The sequence below is a fragment of the Citrobacter sp. S55_ASV_140 genome (assembly GCF_018919505.1).
GTDB lineage: Bacteria > Pseudomonadota > Gammaproteobacteria > Enterobacterales > Enterobacteriaceae > Citrobacter > Citrobacter werkmanii.
Genome location: NZ_JAHLQZ010000025.1, coordinates 1 through 21,764 on the forward strand (window position 1 = coordinate 1; position 21,764 = coordinate 21,764).

Sequence of the window (21,764 nt, forward strand, 5' to 3'; positions counted from 1 at the left end):
CTCACGCAGCGTGATGTGGGAAGCGAGAGAACAAGCGCCCGGTTTGTAGAACAGTTTCATCGGTAACTCCTTTTGGCTGAGGTTTATCGTATGGTAGTGCTACCTCAGGTAAAAAAAAAGCCGCTAACAACAGTTAGCGGCCTGAAAATGAGTTTCCCTGAGAATTACGCTGTCGCGGCCTTAGAGGCTTTCTCATTAGCGTCATCGTCCTGAGTCATACGATTCAGTTTCGGCGCCGTCAGCAGCATCAGAACAGCGATAACCGCCGTTGCAACACCAATCTGCAGGAACACACGACCGTAGACTTCCAGAGACATCAGCGGGTCAGTCACGTTTTCTGGAACTGCCATCATGTTGGCGACGTAACCGCCGATGATGTTTGCACCGGCAGTGGTCAGGAACCAGCTCCCCATGATGAAGCCCATCAGACGTTGCGGAACCAGCTGCGCCACCATGGCCAGACCCAGACCGGAAATCATCAGTTCACCGATGCTTTGCAGGCCGTAGCAGATGATCAGCCAGTTAACAGAAACGATGCCCGCATCGGTGGCGAATTTCGCACCCAGCGGCAGGATCAGGAACGCACCGGAACACAGCACCATACCAATCGCGAACTTGGTCGGCATCGGCAGCGTATCACCCATCTTGTTATAGATAGCGGCGAGGATTGGGCTACCAATGATGATCCAGAACGGGTTCAGCGCCTGGTACTGCTCAGGTTCAAAAGCAATACCCAGAATAGAGTGTTCAACGTTACGAATCGCGAAGAAGTTCAGTGAAGTCGGCATCTGGCTGTACAGCACGAAGAAGATAATCGCTTCCAGCATCAGAATGAAGGCGACGATCATTTTACGACGCGCAGCACCGTGCATGGTGAAGGCTTCTTTACCGAAGATAAATACGATACCAATGGCAATCACACCCAGAACCATACGGGCGATTTCCTGGTTGTGCAGCAGCCAGGTCGCAATCGCAATCAGAACCACAACCCCAGCGATGGTCAGCAGCAGGTTACGGAAGTTGATCGGCTCAAAGTCAGGTTTAGAACCGTACTGTTTAACCCAGCGCTGACAAAATGCGAAGTTAACCACGGTGATCAGCATACCTACGACGCTCAGCGCGAACGCGGTGCTCCAGCCGTAACGCGCAGCTAACCATGGCGTTGCCAGCATAGAGAAGAATGAACCGATGTTGACGGACATGTAGTACATGGTAAATGCACCATCAAGACGCGGGTCATCTTTTGCATAGCAGGTAGAGAGCAGGGAGGATGGGTTGGCTTTAAACAGGCCGTTACCGACCGCGATGGCCGCCATGCCCATATAAACAATACCGGCATCGTGACCGGACCATGCAACCAGCGCATAACCGATGGCCAGAACAATGGCGCCCAGCATAATGACACGTTTTGTTCCCAGAACTTTATCACCTAACCAGCCGCCGATGGCAACCAGACCATACACCAGGGCGCTAAAGGACGAGAAAAGGGTGATGGAATCCGCTTCTGACATACCCAGTTGCTTAACCAGGTAGACGGCCATAATCCCTTGCAGGCCGTAATAACCAAAACGTTCCCACAGCTCTATCGAGAAAATGAGATAGAACGCTTTCGGTTGTTTGAAGGCGTTTAAACTAACGCTTTCTGTTGGTTTATTGTTTGCAGTAGACACTTTTACCTCTTTTTTTACATCCCATATCAACGGGGGTGTTCAGGTACGTGATGAATCAAGTTCATCCGTCCGATTGTTATAGTGGGAGGGGAAACGGCAAGTAATGTTCACTATCTTGACCATTCAGACAAGTGGTTTGTAATAATCTGTTACATATATCCTGGGTGGTGAAATCATCGGTACAGAGAAATGTTATCTAGCGTTAAATTTTTTCATTTGAAAAATCGCAGATTTTTACACTGTTTAAGTGACCCAAAAACCACAATGCGGCGATATGTTCTGCTATTTGCGGTTGAATCCAGTGATATAGGCCATTATCTGAAAAATAGCCAGTGTAATGTTTTGTTTAGAAACTGTTCAGTAAGGTCATCTGATTGTCACTTTAACTAAAAAATAAAAATTATTTAACATTGTGTTGTCTGAGTGATCTGCATCACGTATAGATAGAAATTTCTATTACTAAAAAAACGATTAACCTGCTCAGGTGTTTATACACAAGAATAATGCGTTAGATATGCGCAGTTGAATGGCATCATCGACGGGAAAAGATTGTTTAGGGAGTGCATAACTAATCGTTATGTGTCAAAGGGGCAAAGGGAACGCCCCATCAGTATCAGATATCAACTTTCTCTTTGAATTCGCAGAGATCTTCGATGATGCAAGAACCGCAGCGCGGTTTTCTGGCAATACAGGTGTAGCGGCCATGAAGGATTAACCAGTGATGGCAATCGACTTTAAATTCACTCGGTACGACTTTCAGTAATTTTTCCTCTACCTGCTCGACGTTTTTGCCTGGCGCAAATTGCGTGCGATTACAGACGCGAAAAATATGGGTATCTACCGCAATGGTAGGCCAACCGAAGGCGGTATTTAACACCACGTTGGCTGTTTTTCGCCCAACCCCGGGCAGGGCCTCTAATGCGGCCCGGTCTTCTGGCACTTCGCCATTATGTTTGTCCAGCAGAATGCGGCAGGTCTTAATCACGTTCTCCGCTTTGCTGTTGAACAACCCGATTGTCTTGATGTAGGACTTAACCCCGTCTACGCCGAGTTCCAGCATAGCGGCAGGGGTATTGGCGACAGGGTACAGCTTAGCCGTGGCTTTATTGACGCTGACATCGGTGGCCTGCGCGGAGAGCAAGACCGAAATCAGCAGTTCGAACGGCGATGTAAAATTCAGCTCAGTGGTCGGATGCGGATTGTTATCACGCAGGCGTGTCAGTATTTCCAGCCGTTTTGCTTTGTTCATTACACATTCCCTGTTTCACCAACCGGACTGTCTGCAACAGCCGCTTCGACACGACGTTTCTTCATTTTCTCATCGATCAGATATTTCACCGCCAGCATCAGGCCCAGACCAATGAAAGCGCCCGGTGGCAGCATGGCCAGCAGAAACGGCGTATCGGTATGGAAGATCTCTACGCGTAGTACTTTAGCCCAACTGCCTAACAGACCGTCTGCGCCATCAAATAGCGTGCCGTTACCAATTATTTCACGCAGCGAGCCCAGAACAAACATGGCCCCAGTTGCGCCCATACCGATGGAGAACCCATCAAGGGCGGATAATGCCGGGCCTTTTTTAGCTGCGAAGGCTTCAGCACGACCAACAACAATACAGTTGGTCACAATCAGCGGAATAAAGATCCCCAGAGACTGATACAGGCCAAAAGCGTAAGCATTAATCAGCATCTGTACCGCACTCACGACGGAAGCGATGATCATGACATAAATCGGAATACGAATTTCAGACGGTGTCCAGCGACGCAGGGCTGAAATGGTCAGGTTCGTCAGCGTCAGGACGAGCGTAGTCGCCAGTCCCAGACCTAACGCATTGGTGGCGGTAGACGTTACCGCCAACAGCGGGCACATACCAAGTAACTGCACAAGCGCGGAGTTATTTTTCCATAACCCCTGGACAATGACATCTTTAATTTCGCTCATGGTTTATTCTCCACAGGCGCTAAGTTGAGGGAGTTGCGCTGGCAACGTCTGCGCATACAAACCGGCGCGTTTCACCGCATTAACTACCGCACGCGGCGTAATGGTTGCGCCAGTAAACTGGTCGAAGTCGCCGCCATCTTTCTTCACCGCCCAATGGGCATCGTTACCCGCGCCGATCGTTTTGCCGCTAAAGTGGGTGATCCAGTCGGACAGACGCAGCTCAATTTTATCGCCCAGCCCCGGCGTTTCATGGTGTTCAGTCACGCGTGTGCCCAATACGGTACCTGTGAAATCCACACCAACCAACAGCTGAATAGCGCCGGAATAACCATCTGGGGCAGTGGCTTCGAGAATTGCCGCAACAGGTCGATCGTCCTGGCGCGCGATATACACACGGTGAGTCCCTTTACCTAACGCTTGCGCATTCACCAGATAGCAACTCTCAGACAACACGTTATTGTAGCGATCGCCAGGCAGAACCTGATCAAACAATACTTTTTGCTGCAACGCCGCTTGTTCATCGATAGTGGATTTGGTTAATTGATTGATTGCCGCGGTTAACCCTGTAGATCCGGCGGCAAACAGCGCCAGAGTAATACCGTGTTTACGAATCGTTTTCAGCATATGTTGTCCTTAGCGATGTCCGTACACGCGAGGGCGGGTGTAATAATCAATCAGGGGAACCGTAATATTTGCCAGCAACACGGCAAAGGCCACGCCATCAGGATAGCCACCAAAACTGCGGATTAACCACACTAACAAACCCGCAAGCGCGCCAAAAATCAGGCGACCACGGTTGGTGGTCGATGCCGTAACGGGATCGGTAAGAATAAAGAAAGCGCCGAGCATCGTCGCGCCAGAAAGTAGATGTAACTGAGGCGATGCCAGCGACTCTGGCGAGAAAATCCAGCCTAAAGTAGCGCAAACAGCGAGCGACAGCAGGAAACTAACCGGGATATGCCAGCGAATCGCTTTTTGCCATAACAGCACAATGCCGCCAGCCAACCAGGCAAGGTTAACCCACTGCCATCCGGCGCCCGCGAGCATGCCGCTGTAAATCGGGTACTGCATTACCTGTTCAACCGTTCGTCCCGCATGCAGAGAGGTCTTGAAGGTATCAAGGGGCGTAGCCTGGCTGATGCCGTCGATTCCCATACGGAGCGCGTTCATATCGCTGCCGCCCGCGGTATGTCCGGTAAAGATTACGTTCAGAGCGTCAAAGAATCCGGGTACCGTGGCTGCAATTTCCTGCGGCGGCAGCCAGCTTGTCATCTGCACCGGGAATGAGATAAGCAGTACGACGTAGCCAATCATGGCGGGATTGAACGGGTTTTGTCCGAGGCCGCCATACAGCTGTTTTGCAATGATAACGGCAAATACCGTGCCTAATACCACCATCCACCAGGGGGCCAGCGGAGGAATACTCACGGCCAGCAGCAACCCCGTAAGGAGCGCGGAGTTATCTTTTAAAATCGGCGCAATGGGTTGTTTACGCAGTTTAAGTACGACCGCTTCGGCGCCGATAGCGCTAATGGCGGCCAGAACGATCTGCAACAACGTCCCCCAGCCAAAGAACCATAGCTGCGCGACGATTCCCGGCAATGCAGCAAGTAACACCAACATCATGATGCGTGATGTCTGACGCTGGTTATGGGTATAAGGGGAGCTTGCTATTCTGAATACCATTTATTCCTCGTTTACAACCTGCTGCTGTGCGGCTTTTTTAGCCTGGGCGCGTGCGATAGCGGCCGCAACGGCGGCTTTACGCGGATCCACCGGTTCTGCTGTTACCGTTACCGTCTGCTGCTCAAGCTTACGGGCTTTGGCGCGGGCGATTGCCGCGTCGACAGCGGCTTTGCGCGGATCCACCGGTTCAGCGGTTTCAGTCACCGACTGCTGCTCAAGCTTACGGGCTTTGGCGCGGGCGATTGCCGCTTCAACTGCCGCTTTACGTGGGTCAACCGGTTCAGCGATTTCAGTGACCGGCTGCTGCTCAAGTTTACGGGCCTTGGCGCGGGCGATAGCCGCTTCGACTGCCGCTTTACGCGGGTCGGTACCCGCGCTGCTGTCTTCAATTTTGTGTGAATTTTCCGTCCGGGCCGCACGAGCCTGTGCTTTACGCGCCTCGCGAGCGGCAATCACTGCGCTATTGTCAGGTTTTTCGCCAGCCTGAATAACAACCGGTTGCATTGCCTGAGCCTGTTTCTCTTTTACGCGAGCCAGCGCGGCGGCGATGGCATCATGATCTTTAGCCGCAGGTTGTACGGCAGCACTTTTGTGGCGTTCAAGACGTGCGGCTTTTTCACGCTCAAGTCGCGCCTGCCGGGCTTCAAAACGTGCTTTGGCTTCCGCGGCGCGTTTTTCTTCCTGGCTAATAGCGTAAATCTCGGCCTTTTCCTGACGGAAATACTGCACCAGCGGAATGTTGCTCGGGCATACCCATGCGCAAGCGCCGCATTCGATGCAGTCTGCAATATTGTGAGTTGTGGCTTTATCGTGCTGCTGCCCTTTACTGAACCAGTAGAGTTGCTGCGGCAGAAGATCGGCCGGGCAGGCATCGGCGCAGGCGCTACAGCGAATGCAGCCTTTCTCCTCCGGTGTTTCACCCATTTCACTGGCAGAGGGGGCCAGAAGGCAGTTGGTGATCTTCACCACCGGTACATCCAGCCATGGCAGCGTAAACCCCATCAGCGGCCCGCCCATAATCACCATCTGGTCGGCGGAAGGGCAGAAACCCGCGTCGCTGAGCAGATGACGAACCGGAGTACCTAAACGCGCCCAGACGTTGCCCGGACGGCTGACGGCTTCGCCAGTAAGCGTCACAACACGCTCGGTAATAGGTTCTCCGTCAATGACCGCACGTTTAATCGCGTAGGCGGTCCCGACGTTTTGCATCAGCACGCCAATATCTGAGGAGCGTCCGCCATGAGGTACCTGCTTACCGGTCAGAATTTGCGTTAACTGCTTGGCGCCGCCGGACGGATACTTGGTTGGGATCACGCGTAAGCTGATATCGTGGGAATCGGCCAGCACCGCACGCAGCATGGAAATTGCCTGCGGTTTGTTATCTTCTATCCCCAGCAGGATCTCACGCGGCTGAAGAATGTGCGCGAGGATGCGGATACCCTCGACGACCTGAGCCGCGCAGTCCTGCATCAGACGGTCATCCGCCGTAATGTACGGCTCGCATTCTGCGGCGTTGATGATCAGCGTTTCAATTTTATCGCCGCCGCCCTGTAGCTTAACCCCGGTTGGGAAACCTGCGCCGCCCAGACCGGCGACGCCGTACTGATGAATACGTGCAATAAGCTCTTCCCGACTACGGGAACGGTAATCGGCCCAGCCATCACGCTCAATCCAGCGGTCTTCGCCATCGGCATCAATGATGACGCTTAGCTCGGCTAATGCCGAAGGGTGTGCGGTGGAGTGCGGCGCAATAGCAACAATAGTGCCTGACGTTGGCGCATGTACCGGCAGCATTTTGCCACGCCCGATGGTTAACGCCTGGCCACGCAGGACGGTGTCGCCCACGTTGACACACAGTTCACCTTCCGCGCCAATATGTTGTTTCAGGGGAATAACGAAGCGCGGCGCCAGCGGAACCTGCCGCAGCGGCGTACCGTTTGACTGGGTCTTCATTTCTGGTGGATGAATGCCGCCATCAAAATCCCAGATTTTGTTTTTTCTGAATGCAGAGAATAACTTAAACATGTTGTTCCACAGGAATGATGCGCACAGGGATAGTGTTTAAATCCCATTTCCAGCTATCGGGCGTCTCAGCCACCGGGCGTAATTCGATACATTGCGTTGGACATGGGTCAACGCACAGGTTGCAGCCGGTGCAGAGATCGCTCATCACTGTGTGCATGGCGCGGGTCGCACCCACAATGGCATCGACCGGACAGGCCTGAATGCACTTTGTGCAACCAATACAATTATTTTCATCAATGACCGCCAGCATTCGCACGGGCGTAACATCTTGTTCATCACCATCAATCGGCTGCGGGTCGACGTTCAGCAGTGCAGCGATTTTTAACATCACGGCTTCACCACCGGGCGCGCAACGATTGATTTTTTCACCCTGCGAGCCGATCGCTTCAGCATAGGGATGACAGCCCGGATAGCCGCACTGTCCACACTGGCTTTGCGGGAGAATTTCATCAATTTTCTCCACGACCGGGTCATCCTCAACGGCAAAGCGTCGCGAGGCGTAACCCAAAATAGCGCCGAACGCCAGACCCAGCAGACTCACTGCGGCAACGGCAATCCAGATAGCATTCATTACAACTTCACCAAACCACTAAAGCCCATAAAGGCCAATGACATTAAACCGGCGGTAATCAGCGCAATCGCATTACCGCGAAACGGAGCAGGGACGTCTGCCACAGCGAGGCGTTCACGAATGGCGGCAAACAGTACCATTACCAGTGAGAAGCCGACGGCGGCAGAAAAACCGTATAGCGCCGACTGTAAGAAGTTATGGCCGAGGTTAATATTCAGCAACGCCACCCCCAACACCGCACAGTTTGTGGTGATCAGCGGTAAGAAGATCCCCAGCAGGCGGTAAAGCGCAGGGCTGGTTTTACGGACCACCATCTCGGTAAATTGCACGACGACGGCGATGACCAGAATAAAAGCCAGCGTGCGCAGATAGATGAGATTGAGCGGAATGAGGATCCAGGTATCAATCAACCATGCGCAAATAGAGGCCAGCGTCATGACAAACGTCGTGGCCAGGCCCATACCCATTGCGGTTTCCAGTTTTTTGGAAACGCCCATGAACGGACAGAGGCCCAGAAACTTAACCAGTACAAAGTTGTTGACCAGCACAGTTCCGACAAACAGCAGCAGGTAATCAGTCATTTTTCGGCCTGAAATAAAAAAGCCGCCTATTATCTGACAATCTACAACAGGCGACAACAGGTTAACTGTAGGGTTATTACGGGTTCACAAACGTCGACTTAACGCGCTGTGAGCGCTTGAAGTAGGGCACCAGCAGTGCTGCTGCTAACAAAGGGAACAGCAGTTGGCGCACGGCAAAGGCGTCCGGGACGGGTGAAAACGCAAACGCTTTAATCGCCAGTAACACGGAGATCAACAGCCATAAAATATAGTGCTTCGGCACGCAGGTTCTGCGTTTGAAAAACGCAATCGTCAGCCATAACGTGTAATACCACATGGCGATAGCCGTAATAAAAGAGATGCCCCATAACAACAAATTGGTCGTACTTTGCTCACCAAGCGTTTGGAAGGTTTGCGGTGTGGCCAGCGCAGTGACGTAAAGTAACAACGCCAGCGAAGCACTCAACAACGCAACTAACAGCCAGGCCAATGGCCCAAGTAGCCAGCCTCCGATACGTTGTGCCGGTGTGGTAGTCATCTCTTCTCCAGGTTTACGCGCGCGATCAAACATGCCATTCATTTTGGGGCAATTATTATAAAGCTTTTAACGTTGAGCGCTACTTTCTTCTTTATTGCACGTAATGCCAGACTGATTTAGGCACCTGACCGACGTCAAACAGACGACCTCCGGAGATAAGCTCCGCACGACGGTGGTCTGCTGCACGGTACATATTGATAATGTCGTTATCGTCGGTGAGCGTGTAGTTAAGATGATCGAACAGTTTTTCCAGACTTTCGAGTGAACTAATTTTACGGAATTTTAATAAGTAATCCTGAACAGTCATAAAGAGCAATCCATATATAAAATAATACCAACGGAGTAGAAAATATTAAGAAATAAACAACGTGCACAGGTAAAAGCGGATTTGCGCGCAAATGTAAGAAGAGTATGCATACCTGTAAAAAGCAGGCGCTATTTACGCCTGCGGCAAGGTTAGCGCGCTTCGCGATCCCAGGCAATACGCGCGGGAGCGGGATGCGGCATAATTCGCTTTTTTTGACAGAATTGGATCTTTTACAGCCGGACCCAGCAATGCGTAAAGGTGAATTGCGGGTCGAAAAAAGCTGATGACGCTTATTTTTTCTGCACTGCTGCAATTGGCTCCGGTGGCTGGTAATTGTCAATATGATTGGCAATACCCAGCAGGATCACGGAGACCGCAAGAACAATCCAACCTGCTAACTCAATAAGACGATTCATTACTGATGACATTTGCTTTGATTTATCCATAAACACAGGCTGCAAATGTTACTAATCTCTCCATAATACAGCAAGAAGATTGGGAACGATTTCAGCCACTTTTTCGCGGCAAATTCAGCTTAAGAAGCATATGTTTGACTTAAGTTAATAAACAACCTTTGTAGCGCAAAGGTTGTTAAACTATTGAGACGTTGCAATGTATGGTGTGAAATAGGTCAGTCTGAATTGAGAGGCAATAACATGAGTGACAACATCCGCGTTGGGCTAATCGGCTATGGTTACGCCAGTAAAACCTTCCATGCCCCCCTGATTGTGGGCACACCAGGCCTGGAACTGGCCGCGGTGTCCAGTAGCGATGAAGCAAAAGTGAAGGCCGACTGGCCTACAGTGACGGTTGTTGCTGAGCCTAAGCACCTTTTTAACGATCCTAATATTGACCTGATTGTGATCCCTACGCCAAATGACACGCACTTCCCGTTAGCGAAGGCCGCACTGGAAGCGGGTAAACATGTGGTTGTTGATAAACCGTTTACCGTGACACTGTCACAAGCTCGTGAGCTGGATGCTCTCGCGCGTAGTCTGGGGCGCGTACTATCCGTTTTCCATAACCGGCGCTGGGACAGTGATTTTCTGACGTTGAAAGCGCTATTGGCGGATGGCGTTTTGGGCGAAGTTGCCTATTTTGAGTCCCACTTCGATCGTTTCCGCCCGCAGGTTCGGGACCGTTGGCGTGAACAGGGCGGTCCGGGCAGCGGTATTTGGTATGATTTAGCGCCGCATCTTTTGGATCAAGCGATTAATCTGTTTGGTTTGCCGGTCAGTATGACGGTGGATCTGGCGCAACTGCGTCCGGGCGCGCAATCGACAGATTACTTCCATGCCATTCTGACGTATCCACAGCGTCGTGTGATTCTGCATGGAACCATGCTGGCGGCCGCAGAATCGGCCCGCTATATCGTGCACGGCTCACGCGGGAGCTACGTCAAGTATGGTCTTGACCCACAGGAAGAACGTCTGAAAAATGGCGAGCGCCTGCCTCAGGAAGACTGGGGTTACGACATGCGCGATGGCGTATTGACGCGAGTTGAAGGCGATGAGCGGGTTGAAGAGACCTGGCTGACCGTGCCGGGCAATTACCCGGCGTACTATGCAGGCATCCGTGATGCGCTGAACGGTAATGGTGAAAACCCGGTCCCGGCGAGACAAGCTATCCAGATTATGGAGCTGATTGAGCTTGGCCTTGAGTCCGCAAAACACCGCTCCACGCTTTGCCTTGCCTGATAAGGCTCATGCCGGATGGCGGATGCCCCGGCATTTGCTCCGGCCTACAATGCAACGCCACGTAGGCCGGACAAGCGTTACGCTGCCGCGACTTTCTCGCGCAGCGTACGTTTCTCTTCGTTACTCAGGAATGCCATTTCCAGACCATTGATTTGCGCCTGGCGGATCTGTTCGCGAGTTAAACCTGCGGCAGGAGCGGCAATGGTGTACTCGTGAATAATATCGACACCCTGAACAGCCGGATCGTCCGTATTCAGACTGGCCACAACGCCATGTTCAAGAAATATTTTCAGCGGATGGGTCGCCAGCGTAGCGACGGTGCTGGTCTGGATGTTCGATGTCAGGCAGGATTCAATGCCGATACGGTGTTCGGCGAGATAATCCATCAATGCGCGATCTTCGACCGCTTTAACACCATGACCAATGCGTTCAGCGCCCAATTCTTTAATGGCCTGCCAGATACTTTCTGGTCCCGCGGCTTCGCCGGCATGGACGGTGATATGCCAGCCTGCATCGCGTGCCTGGTTGAAATGTGACAGGAACAAACTACCCGGGAAGCCCAGTTCGTCACCCGCCAGATCCAGCGCAGTAATATGGTCACGGTGTGCTAACAGCGCATCAAGTTCCTGCAGGCAGGCGGCTTCGCCGAAGGTACGACTCATAATGCCAATTAAACGCGCTTCAACGCCAAAGGCCTTGCAGCCTTCGCGCACGCCTGCAATAACGGCTTCAACCACGCCTGCTACAGGGAGTTGATGGGGCATTGCCATGTAGCCAGGGGAAAAACGTAGTTCAACATAGTGCAGGCCGTTACGTGCGGCATCCTCAATATTTTCAAACGCGACGCGGCGGCAGGCGTCCAGCGAGGCCAGAACCTTTACGCCCCAGTCCAGTTTGGATAAAAAGCTGACCAAATCAGGCTCGGTTGACGTCACTTGCACATGAGGGATCAATGTTTCCAGCGTCTGTGCCGGGAGGGTTAAATTGAACTGGCGACCCAGATCGAGGATCGTTTGGGCACGGATGTTACCATCAAGATGGCGATGGACGTCGGTTAAGGGGAGAGAAGTATCAATCATGGTCGCACTCGTATTTTTAGGTAAAGTGCAGGGCATTATACAACAGAATCATAATTCTCTAATAACTTTGAATAAAGCGCGCCAACACTTTGTAAAAGGGTCACATTGTGGGCATTTATTTCAGATTTTCAATGAGTCAGGCGATCGGCGTGCTATCCTGGTCAATGGTAGCCTTCTCCGTCAGATACTTTGCCGCGAAAGACATAGTAGCTCCATGCCGTATACATCAGAATGACCGGAATAATAATAAGCGTGCCAACCAGCATAAACATCTGACTTGCAGGAGGAGCCGCCGCATCCCATAAGGTAATATGCGGCGGAATAATATAGGGCCACAGGCTGATGCCTAAGCCGCTAAAACCCAGAAAGATCAATCCCAGCGTCAGGATAAAAGGTCGTGCATGGCTGGTGTTGTCGCTGCTCAGACGCCAAATCCACAGGCTGAATATCGTCACCAGAATGGGGACCGGCACAAACCAGTAGAAATTAGGTAGCGTGAACCAGCGCTCTGCGATGTATTGCCAGCTAAGGGGGGGCCAGATGCTGACCACGGCAATAACCGCCAGCAGAGCGAGCAAAACATAGCGCGTTAATTTACGCATCCGTTCCTGAAGCGCGCCATCGCTTTTCATTATCAGCCAGGTGGTGCCGAGTAACAGATAGGCGGCAACCAGTCCGAGTCCGCAAAACACATTAAATGGGGTCAACCAATCCAAGGCCGACCCGGCAAAGCGTCGTTCTGCTATATCGAAGCCGTTAATCATGGCGCCAACAACGATACCCTGACTCACGGTCGCCAGCAACGAGCCGCCGGCAAAGGCGTAGTCCCAAAATAGCCGATGCGAAGGTGTGGCTTTAAAGCGAAACTCAAATGCCACGCCGCGAAAAATCAACCCAATTAGCATCATCGTGAGTGGAATTGCCAGTGCGTCAGCAATCACAGCATAAGCCAGAGGGAATGCGCCAAAGAGACCGGCACCACCGAGCACCAGCCAGGTTTCGTTCCCGTCCCAGACGGGGGCCACGCTGTTCACCATCACATCTCGCTCGCTGGGGGCATGTACAATGCTAAACAACATACCAATGCCCAAATCGAAACCGTCCATTACGATGTACATCAGCGTGGCAAAGACAATGATAATAAACCAGATTACGGTGATATCGATGTCCATCAGATTTTCTCCTCTTCATCCGTTACCGGTTCTGCGGCGGAAAGCGGACGCGCAGGGGTGCCATCGGTTTGTGAGGTCAGTTCACTGACCGGCTGAGGTCCTTTTTTAATCAGCCTGAATATGTAGTGATAACCCACGCCAAAGACGGTGCTATAAACGACGATAAATACCAGCAAACTGATGACCATTTGCGTTGTGCTGTGCAATGAAACGGCATCCCTCGTGCGCAAAAAACCGTATACGACCCAGGGCTGGCGGCCAACTTCCGTGGTCACCCAGCCGGCCAGTAAGGCCAATAGTCCGGCAGGCCCCATCAAAAGCGCAAACCACTGGAATGGGCGGGAATGGTACAGGCGTTTGCGCCAACGTAACCAGACACTGCAGATACCCAGGGCGATCATCAACACGCCCATGCCAACCATGATGCGAAACGACCAAAATACAATTGCGGAGTTGGGGCGATCTTCCTTGGGAAAATCCTTCAGCGCTGGAACCTGCTTGTCCAGGCTATGGGTCAGAATCAGACTGCCCAGCGCAGGGATCGCCAGAGCGTATTTGGTGCGCTCTTCCTCCATGTCAGGCATGCCAAACAGCGTCAACGGCGTCGCCTCTCCGGGGGGATTCTCCCAGTGTCCCTCAATGGCCGCTATTTTCGCAGGCTGATGCTCAAGGGTATTGAGGCCATGCGTATCTCCAACAACGGCCTGAATAGGGGCGACAATCAGAGCCATCCACAACGCCATCGAAAACATTTTACGAATGGCAGGGGTATCGTTACCGCGGAGTAAATGCCAGGCGGCAGATGCGCCAACGAACATCGCGCTACTCAGAAAAGCAGCAATCGACATATGCAATAAGCGATACGGAAATGAAGGGTTAAATATGATAGCCAGCCAATCCTGGGGAATGACATGCCCATTTTCGAGGCTAAAACCTTGAGGTGTTTGCATCCAACTGTTGGAAGCCAGGATCCAAAAGGTAGATAGCAACGTGCCCAGCGCCACCATACAGGTGGTGAAGAAATGCAGCGCTGGAGATACTTTATTCCAGCCGAATAACATTACGCCAAGGAAGCCCGCTTCGAGGAAAAAGGCGGTCAGGACTTCATAAAGCAGCAGTGGTCCGGTAATACTGCCGGCAAATTGCGAAAAGCCGCTCCAGTTGGTACCAAACTGATAAGCCATTACCAGGCCGGATACGACGCCCATCCCAAAATTGACGGCGAAGATTTGCAGCCAGAAATTATAGAGCGAGCGCCAGAGATTGTTTCGCGTGCGCAGCCACATCCCCTCCAGCACCACCAGATAGCTGGCCAGTCCAATCGTAATCGCGGGAAAAAGAATATGGAAAGAGACAGTGAAGGCGAACTGAAAACGGGCTAAATAAAAAGCGTCAAGTTCAGGCACGGTACAGACCCCATCCGAGGAAGCTCTGCCTGAAGCAGAGCGTAATGAGATTATTTTTTGGCTACAACGCCGTCAGCGTCAGACCGTAAGAGAAATTGTTCTGTCGTTTGCGGAATATGTTTAATCAGCCAGTCGGCCATCTCACGTTCCTCTGCCAGAATCGTTTCGATAGCGGGGATAGAGGCGGTATCACCGACCTTTTTTGCGGCGGCCAAAAGCGATGTGTAGCAGGCTATTTCAAATTGCTCGAATACATAGCCGCTAATTGCGCCTTTTACAATTTCGTCAGAAGGAAACATGCCGCCAATCGACTGGCCAAAAGCCGCCATTTTACTCATTGAGTCTTTTAATACAGAGCGCGAGATATCGTTTCGATCGAGGATCTCTTCCAGCAGAGTAATTTGCCGTTTTGTTTCATTAATATGTTGCTCAATTCTGGCACGCAAATCAGGATAATTATCGATACGACTCGCCATCGATTCCAGCATTGACTCCGCTTGCTTTTCCATCGCGTGCGCATCGCGTAGCCAGTCATGGTAATGTTCTAAGTGATTCATCGTAATTTCCTCGTGTCAGTATGGTTATCGTTTTTCAGCGTCTTTATTAATGTTACCAACCGCAAGATCGGTTAATTTCAGATCGGTTTGTTTCTCTTCTTCAAGCGTTTCTGCGAGGAGTTTTACGGCTTTTTTATATCCAAGTTGTTCTGCCAGGGTTGCCAGTGTGCCGTAGCTGGCAATTTCATAATGTTCCACTTTCTGTGCGGCTGCGATTAATGCCGCATCGCGTACTTCATTTTTCTCGGTGCTTTCAATAACCTCATTAGCCTCTTCAATTAAGCCTTCCATCGCCACACATTTCATGCGTTTAATCTTAATTCCCGGCTCTTGCTCAACGATTTGGTCAATACGTTCAATTTGCCCCTGAGTTTCTTCCAGGTGGGCATTAAAGGCTTTGCTGAGCTTTTCACTTGATGCGGCTCTGGCGAGTTTAGCCAGTCCGCGCGTTAATTGTTTTTCGGCGCTATAGGTATCTGAAAGTAAGTGAATAAATACGTCTTCAATGCTTTTCATATGCATATTAATATCCTGTAGAGGTTAAAAATAACTGCGAGCCTCATACAGACCCGCAGGACACTCTTTTCATTAAAAGATGAAAATAACGCTAACTATCAGGAGTTGTCAGACTTACGGCCACCACTGTGGCTGCTTTGTCCACCTTTTTTGCCAGCTTCAGATGCGCGTTGCGGATCGTTTTTGAAGTTACCACCGCTATGTTGACCGCCTTTACGGCCCGCTTCTGATGCTTTTTCTCGGTCTTCTGCGAAGTTACCGGAACCACCACGATGCTCTGCCATATATCACCTCATATATCGGTTATGTCAGTCAGATACAAAAAAATAATTTCGTATCCGTCGTTGTTCAAGGCTTAAAGTTAGCGGCTATTTGTATTAAGTCAAATTTAATGTTGATAGGCGAATCAGTCCGTATTGATAATTTTCAATGGATTGCGGTAAATACCGCTTCGCTTATTATGGTTGACGTTTAATTAATAAATTGCTGTAACCGTCTGAGATTTAGAAGGAATAAAGGCATAATTGCCTGATCAGGATTATTCTTGTAAATTTTCTTAAATTATAAATAGATCGCAATAAAACCGAAGCGTTCCGCTCAGTCTTAAAATGACATTATTAAATGTCATGGTATTCATTTTGTTCTACGCTTACTACTCTTTTGGGCAAAAACAATACGGAGCGAAAACATGGTTAACTTAAATAATGAAGGAACCAGCCAAATACGATAATTTTTTACTTTTAAGATGATGACTTAAAGGAGAAAAATGATGAAAGCACTGACTTATCATGGCCCTCATCATGTTAGCGTTGATAATATGCCAGATCCCGGCATAGAAGAGCCGGATGATATCATTCTGCGTGTTACTGCGACAGCTATATGCGGTTCGGACCTGCATCTTTATCGCGGTAAGATCCCTGGAATTCATCATGGCGATATATTTGGTCATGAGTTTATGGGCGAAGTGGTTGAAACGGGATCGCAAGTGACGGCTGTAAGTAAAGGTGATCGCGTGGTGGTACCCTTTGTCATTGCCTGTGGCGAATGTTTTTTCTGTCAACTTCATCAGTATGCCGCGTGTGAAAGCACTAACAGTGGCAACGGCGCAGCGCTGAACCGCAAGAATATCACGCCACCGGCGGCACTGTTTGGCTACAGCGATCTGTACGGCGGTATTCCTGGCGGTCAGGCCGAATATGTTCGGGTGCCAAAAGCGAACACAGGTCCATTCAAAGTGCCGGATACGTTGGCAGATGAAAAGGTTCTTTTTCTGTCTGATATTTTACCGACGGCATGGCAGGCTGTGAAGAATGCCGACATTAAGCCAGGCTCCAGCGTTGCTATCTTTGGCGCTGGACCGGTAGGGTTATTAACAGCTGCCTGTGCTCGTCTCAACGGTGCCGAACAGATATTTATCATTGATCATAACGATTACCGCCTTGAATTTGCACGACAACGCTATGGTGCGATTCCCATTAACTTTGATAAAAACGAGGATCCCGCAAAATGGATTATTGATAACACGGCAGGTCATCGTGGCGTGGATGCGGTGATTGATGCCGTCGGTTTTGAGGCAAAAGGGAGCCTCACTGAAACTGTACTCAGCACATTAAAAATTGAAGGCAGTAGCGGAAAAGCGCTCAGGCAATGCATTGCGGCAGTGCGCCGGGGAGGAATTGTCAGCGTCCCTGGCGTTTACGCCGGTTTTATCCACGGATTCATGTTTGGTGATGCTTTTGATAAGGGATTGACGTTCAAAATGGGGCAGACACATGTGCATGCTTACTTACCTGATCTGCTTAATTTGATAGAGAAGGGATTGCTTACCCCTGAAGAGATTGTGACGCACCATATGCCGCTGGAAGATGCCGCAAGAGGATATGAAATTTTTGAGAAACGGGAAGATGGGTGTCGAAAAGTTATTCTGGTACCGGGAATGAAAGCGGGATTATCCACGGTGAATGATTGACGCTGGCTTAATGGAGGAGGCGTCAGGCTGATAAGGCGCGCAATGAGGTTTTCATTGCGCAAACCTGCTTAACGAATTGTACGGATGGCGTTAATCAATCCCTGAACGCCTTTTTCAAGTTTTGAGCGCGGGCATCCGGCATTCAAGCGCACAAAACCGCGTCCTTCTTCGCCGTAGGTGTATCCTGGCATGATGGCGACTTTCTGCTGGTGGATAAGCGCTTCCTGCAATTCGCGATCATCAATGTTGAGCGGACGCAGGTCAATCCACGCCAGATAGGTAGATTGCGGAACCTGCCAGCTCAGTTCGGGGAATGCGGCATTAAGCTCGCGTGAGACGTAATGCAGGTTGCTGGCAAGGTAATCCCGCAGCGCATCAAGCCAGCTTGCGCCCTGTTGATAGGCGGCAATATGAGCGGTCAGCGCCAGTACCGCCGGCGAGGAAAGACCATCGCGACCTTTTAATGCGCTGAGATAATCGTTACGACTTTGAGCGTCTTCAATCATCCCGTAAGCCCCGGTCAGTGCCGGAATATTAAAACTTTTTGAACCGGAAGTGAGCAGCGCCCAGCTGTCACGTGCGACGTTACTCCAGGGAATATGTGGGTGATCTCCCCATACCATATCCATATGGATCTCATCGGAAATAACTTTTACACCATGGCGCTGGCACAGTTCCGCCATGGTTTCCAGCTCATCACGTGTCCACACTTTACCCGTCGGATTTTGTGGGCTACAGAGCAGAAGAATTTTGCTCTCTGGACGAGACAGGGCACTCTCCAGCGCGACCATGTCGCAGTACCAACCGTCAGTGCGTTTTTCCAGTTCGACAGCGCGTACCACGCGCTGATTACCCTCGATAGCTTTGTAAAACGCGTCGTAAGCCGGAGTGTGGATAACCACCGCATCACCCGCGGAAGACCACTGGCGAATCAGCTCTGACACCATATAGATGACCGAGGGACCATATACCAGCGACTGAGGATCGATTTTGGTATTGTGACGCGTAAGAAACCAGTGCTGAATGGCCGCCAAAAATTCATCATTTTTCCAACGGCTATAACCCAATACGCCATGGGACAGGCGCTGGGTAAGCGCCTCAAGAATGCAGGGGGCAGTGGCAAAATCCATGTCAGAGATGGTGAACGGTAGCAGATCGGCTGAGCCAAAACGGTCGGCGACGTAATCCCATTGGGTACACCAGGTGCCGTGTCTGTCCACAACCTTTGAAAAATCAAACATAGTGTTGTCCTTAAGCCTGTACGGTATTCATCAGAACCGCGATTTCGTCTTTCACTGACTGGACCTGCGGACCAATAACAACCTGGAGGTTATGCTGATTGAGTTGTACTACGCCAATGGCACGATTGTCCTTCAGAGCTTGTACGTTAACAAGCGACATATCTTTTACTGACAAGCGCAAACGAGTAATGCAGTTATCCAGGCTAACAATGTTTTCCGCGCCGCCCAACGCCGCCAGAATAGCTGGCACGTTGTATCCCGATTTACCTGGCGCTCCAGCCATCACTTTTTCGATAGTGCTGGCCATTTCGACTTCGCGACCCGGTGTCTTCAGATTGAAGCGCGTGATGGCGAAGCGGAAGATAACGTAATACACCGCGAACCAGATAGCCGCGACGACAGGGACCAGATACCACTTGGTAGACAATCCATGCAGGATGCCGAACACCACGAAGTCGATCAGGTTACCGTCAGTGTTACCGATGGTAACGCCAAGCACCGCCATCACGGTGAAGCCGAGGCCGGTAAGCAAAGCGTGAATCACATACAGAACCGGGGCCACGAACAGGAACAAGAACTCAAGAGGTTCGGTCGTACCACCAATTACACAGGCAATCAGACCGGAAATTAATAACCCTTTAATTTTATGACGATTCTCTGGACGTGCGCAGTGATACATCGCTAACGCTGCACCCGGTAACCCGCCGAGGAACGCTGGCATTTTACCCTGGGACAGGAAGCGAGTTGCGCTTTCAGAGAAGCCTTGGGTTGTCGGGCAGCTCAATTGAGCCTGAAAAATAGTCAGTGCGCCGCTCACGCTATGACCACAGACTTCCTGCGTGCCGCCGGCTTCGGTAAAGCGAATCAATGCCACCAGAATATGATGCAGGCCAAAAGGCAGCAACAGACGTTCGCCGGTGCCAAACAGCATAGGACCAAATTCACCTGCACTGTTGATGATGTGACCGAGTCCGGTAATGCCCATGGCGAAAACCGGCCAAATCAGGGGAATGACCAGACCGACCAGGCCCATCACTACCGAGGAGATGATGGGAACGAAGCGAGTGCCGCCGAAGAAGGCGAGAGCATCCGGCAGACGAATGTTATGGAAGCGTTCATGCAGCATCCAGACGATGATCCCGGCGATGACGGCGCCGAGGATCCCGGTGTCGATCGACTGAATCCCCAGAATATTTTGCACGTTGTTGGCTTTCAGGATCGCCGCATCAGTGGTGGGTAAGATACCTTTTGCGGTTAACCAGAAGTTGACGGCAAGGTTCATTACCGCGTAACCGACAAAACCAGCAAACGCCGCCACACCTTTGTTCTCGCGCGCCAGGCCAAGAGGAATGGCAATACAGAACATCACCGGTAGGAAGCTAAACGCAAATGAGCCAACCTTGCTCATCCAGGTAAAGATGGCCTGTAGCACCGGATTTCCTAACGCCGGGATTAACGTTAAGACATCGTGGCTGCTTAACGAACTGCCGATCCCTAACATGATCCCGCAAAATGAGAGCAGAGCCACGGGCAACATAAAAGTTTTGCCCAGCTGCTGGAAAAATTCCCATAACGTTATTTTTGGTGTGGTTCTCGTCGTCATTAAACGACTCCTTGTTAAATCAGGCTGGCTAATGATGGCGAGAAGATAAAACGTTTTACCTAATTTTAGTGCGGTATAAATCACATTATCGAACGATAATAGGGGGTATAAATATAAGTGATTGATAAAACGTTTTATCCGTCACGTTATCAGGGAGTTTTCTGTTTTTATGGCTATAGCCAAAAAAATAACGATCCATGATGTTGCGCTGGCTGCGGGTGTTTCGGTCAGTACCGTCTCATTGGTACTCAGTGGCAAAGGACGTATTTCATCAGCAACCGGTGAACGGGTAAATGCTGCCATTGAGCAACTGGGGTTTGTGCGTAATCGCCAAGCATCAGCCCTGCGCGGTGGGCAGAGCGGGGTAGTGGGGTTGATCGTGCGCGATCTTTCTACGCCGTTTTACGCCGAGCTAACGGCGGGGCTGACGGAAGCATTAGAAGCTCAGGGGCGCATGGTCTTCTTACTGCACGGCGGTAAAGACGGCGAACAGCTGACACAGCGCTTCACCCTGTTACTTAATCAAGGGGTTGATGGCGTGGTGATCGCCGGGGCCGCGGGCAGCAGTGACGCGCTACAGCAACTGGCCGCTGAGAAAGGGATCCCGGTGGTGTTTGCGTCACGCGCCAGCTATATGGATGACGTTGACACCGTCAGACCTGATAACATGCAGGCCGCGCAACTTCTGGTTGAACAACTGATACGTCATGGGCATCAGCGCATTGCCTGGCTGGGCGGGCAAAGCTCTTCATTAACCAGGGCAGAGCGCGTCGGCGGCTATTGTGCGACATTGTTAAAGTATGGTTTGCCGTTTCATAGCGACTGGGTGCTGGAGTGTTCATCCAGCCAAAAGCAGGCCGCGGAAGAGGTGACGGCGCTGTTACGCCGGAATCCCACAATCAGTGCGGTGGTGTGCTACAACGAAACCATTGCCGTAGGCGCCTGGTTTGGCCTGATGAGAGCAGGGCGACAGAGTGGTGAAACAGGCGTAGATCGCTACTTTGAACAGCAAATATCCTTGGCCGGATTTGCCGATGTGGCGGAAAGCGCGCTGGATGATATTCCCATTATTTGGGCCTGCACGCCTGCCCGTGAAATGGGATACACCCTTGCGGAACGCATGCTACAACGCATTGGCCACGATGAAAGCCATTCGCGCAATCTGACGCTTGCCGCCCGACTGGTCGTCACGAAATAAAAAAAGCCCGATAAGCAAAGTTATCGGG

General features: G+C 51.1%; 22 protein-coding genes. 3 read left to right on the forward strand and 19 right to left on the reverse strand.

Annotation, left to right across the window (positions count from 1 at the left end; all coding sequences use genetic code 11):
* Positions 1–164: 164 nt before the first annotated feature.
* From dtpA to blr, 11 genes are all read right to left on the reverse strand, one after another.
* A complete protein-coding gene (dtpA, locus tag KQJ18_RS06465; protein WP_042308624.1) occupies positions 165–1,670 on the reverse strand; it encodes a dipeptide/tripeptide permease DtpA in 1,506 nt (501 codons plus the stop codon).
* Positions 1,671–2,283: 613 nt separating this feature from the next.
* Positions 2,284–2,919 (reverse strand): endonuclease III, encoded by a 636-nt coding sequence (gene nth, locus KQJ18_RS06470; RefSeq protein ID WP_137347238.1) that lies wholly within the window; start codon positions 2,917–2,919, stop codon positions 2,284–2,286.
* Complete coding sequence (locus KQJ18_RS06475; protein ID WP_216421693.1) at positions 2,919–3,611, reverse strand: electron transport complex subunit E; 693 nt, start codon at positions 3,609–3,611, stop codon at positions 2,919–2,921. The genes nth and KQJ18_RS06475 overlap by 1 nt, the downstream gene beginning before the upstream one ends.
* Positions 3,612–3,614: 3 nt before the next feature.
* The gene (gene rsxG / locus KQJ18_RS06480) at positions 3,615–4,235 is read right to left on the reverse strand and encodes an electron transport complex subunit RsxG (RefSeq protein WP_121529011.1); all 621 of its coding nucleotides are present in this window, start codon (positions 4,233–4,235) and stop codon (positions 3,615–3,617) included.
* Positions 4,236–4,244: 9 nt separating this feature from the next.
* Positions 4,245–5,297 (reverse strand): electron transport complex subunit RsxD, encoded by a 1,053-nt coding sequence (gene rsxD / locus KQJ18_RS06485; protein WP_038640414.1) that lies wholly within the window; start codon positions 5,295–5,297, stop codon positions 4,245–4,247.
* Positions 5,298–7,322, reverse strand: a complete 2,025-nt coding sequence (gene rsxC / locus KQJ18_RS06490; protein ID WP_216421694.1) for an electron transport complex subunit RsxC — start codon at positions 7,320–7,322, stop codon at positions 5,298–5,300.
* Positions 7,315–7,893: an electron transport complex subunit RsxB gene (gene rsxB, locus KQJ18_RS06495; protein WP_032943340.1), complete on the reverse strand. Its 579-nt coding sequence runs from the start codon at positions 7,891–7,893 to the stop codon at positions 7,315–7,317. Before rsxB ends, rsxC begins: the two co-directional genes overlap by 8 nt.
* The gene (gene rsxA, locus KQJ18_RS06500; protein WP_003029144.1) at positions 7,893–8,474 is read right to left on the reverse strand and encodes an electron transport complex subunit RsxA; all 582 of its coding nucleotides are present in this window, start codon (positions 8,472–8,474) and stop codon (positions 7,893–7,895) included. Before rsxA ends, rsxB begins: the two co-directional genes overlap by 1 nt.
* Positions 8,475–8,550: 76 nt before the next feature.
* Positions 8,551–8,991 (reverse strand): DUF2569 domain-containing protein, encoded by a 441-nt coding sequence (locus KQJ18_RS06505; protein ID WP_216421695.1) that lies wholly within the window; start codon positions 8,989–8,991, stop codon positions 8,551–8,553.
* A gap of 91 nt (positions 8,992–9,082) precedes the next feature.
* A complete protein-coding gene (ydgT, locus tag KQJ18_RS06510) occupies positions 9,083–9,298 on the reverse strand; it encodes a transcription modulator YdgT (protein ID WP_008784684.1) in 216 nt (71 codons plus the stop codon).
* Between the two features lie 290 nt (positions 9,299–9,588).
* Positions 9,589–9,714, reverse strand: coding sequence for a division septum protein Blr (gene blr, locus KQJ18_RS06515; RefSeq protein WP_038643149.1), 126 nt, complete (start codon positions 9,712–9,714; stop codon positions 9,589–9,591).
* Between the two features lie 240 nt (positions 9,715–9,954).
* On the opposite strand from blr, the gene KQJ18_RS06520 reads away from it, so the two are divergent.
* Complete coding sequence (locus KQJ18_RS06520) at positions 9,955–10,995, forward strand: oxidoreductase (protein WP_038640423.1); 1,041 nt, start codon at positions 9,955–9,957, stop codon at positions 10,993–10,995.
* A gap of 77 nt (positions 10,996–11,072) precedes the next feature.
* On the opposite strand, the gene add is transcribed toward KQJ18_RS06520, so the two are convergent.
* The 6 genes from add to KQJ18_RS06550 all read right to left on the reverse strand — a co-directional run bounded on the left by add (position 11,073) and on the right by KQJ18_RS06550 (position 16,009).
* Complete coding sequence (add, locus tag KQJ18_RS06525; RefSeq protein ID WP_216421696.1) at positions 11,073–12,074, reverse strand: adenosine deaminase; 1,002 nt, start codon at positions 12,072–12,074, stop codon at positions 11,073–11,075.
* A gap of 161 nt (positions 12,075–12,235) precedes the next feature.
* Complete coding sequence (gene cydB / locus KQJ18_RS06530) at positions 12,236–13,246, reverse strand: cytochrome d ubiquinol oxidase subunit II (protein WP_216421698.1); 1,011 nt, start codon at positions 13,244–13,246, stop codon at positions 12,236–12,238.
* A complete protein-coding gene (locus KQJ18_RS06535) occupies positions 13,246–14,652 on the reverse strand; it encodes a cytochrome ubiquinol oxidase subunit I (protein WP_216421699.1) in 1,407 nt (468 codons plus the stop codon). Before KQJ18_RS06535 ends, cydB begins: the two co-directional genes overlap by 1 nt.
* 50 nt (positions 14,653–14,702) lie before the next feature.
* Positions 14,703–15,209 (reverse strand): ferritin-like domain-containing protein, encoded by a 507-nt coding sequence (locus KQJ18_RS06540; RefSeq protein WP_038640433.1) that lies wholly within the window; start codon positions 15,207–15,209, stop codon positions 14,703–14,705.
* Positions 15,210–15,233: 24 nt separating this feature from the next.
* The gene (locus tag KQJ18_RS06545; protein WP_038640435.1) at positions 15,234–15,731 is read right to left on the reverse strand and encodes a ferritin-like domain-containing protein; all 498 of its coding nucleotides are present in this window, start codon (positions 15,729–15,731) and stop codon (positions 15,234–15,236) included.
* Between the two features lie 92 nt (positions 15,732–15,823).
* Positions 15,824–16,009 (reverse strand): general stress protein, encoded by a 186-nt coding sequence (locus KQJ18_RS06550; RefSeq protein WP_216421700.1) that lies wholly within the window; start codon positions 16,007–16,009, stop codon positions 15,824–15,826.
* 485 nt (positions 16,010–16,494) lie between these two features.
* Between KQJ18_RS06550 and KQJ18_RS06555 the strand changes: the two genes are divergently transcribed.
* Positions 16,495–17,694 (forward strand): zinc-dependent alcohol dehydrogenase, encoded by a 1,200-nt coding sequence (locus KQJ18_RS06555; protein ID WP_137347316.1) that lies wholly within the window; start codon positions 16,495–16,497, stop codon positions 17,692–17,694.
* 68 nt (positions 17,695–17,762) lie between these two features.
* On the opposite strand, the gene KQJ18_RS06560 is transcribed toward KQJ18_RS06555, so the two are convergent.
* Together KQJ18_RS06560 and malX are read right to left on the reverse strand one after the other, a co-directional pair.
* Positions 17,763–18,935, reverse strand: a complete 1,173-nt coding sequence (locus KQJ18_RS06560; RefSeq protein ID WP_216421701.1) for a MalY/PatB family protein — start codon at positions 18,933–18,935, stop codon at positions 17,763–17,765.
* Between the two features lie 10 nt (positions 18,936–18,945).
* Complete coding sequence (gene malX / locus KQJ18_RS06565; RefSeq protein WP_038640441.1) at positions 18,946–20,538, reverse strand: maltose/glucose-specific PTS transporter subunit IIBC; 1,593 nt, start codon at positions 20,536–20,538, stop codon at positions 18,946–18,948.
* A 169-nt stretch (positions 20,539–20,707) separates the two neighbouring features.
* Between malX and KQJ18_RS06570 the strand changes: the two genes are divergently transcribed.
* Entirely contained in the window at positions 20,708–21,736 is a 1,029-nt protein-coding gene (locus tag KQJ18_RS06570; RefSeq protein WP_121529020.1) for a Mal regulon transcriptional regulator MalI, read from the forward strand.
* Positions 21,737–21,764: the final 28 nt, after the last annotated feature.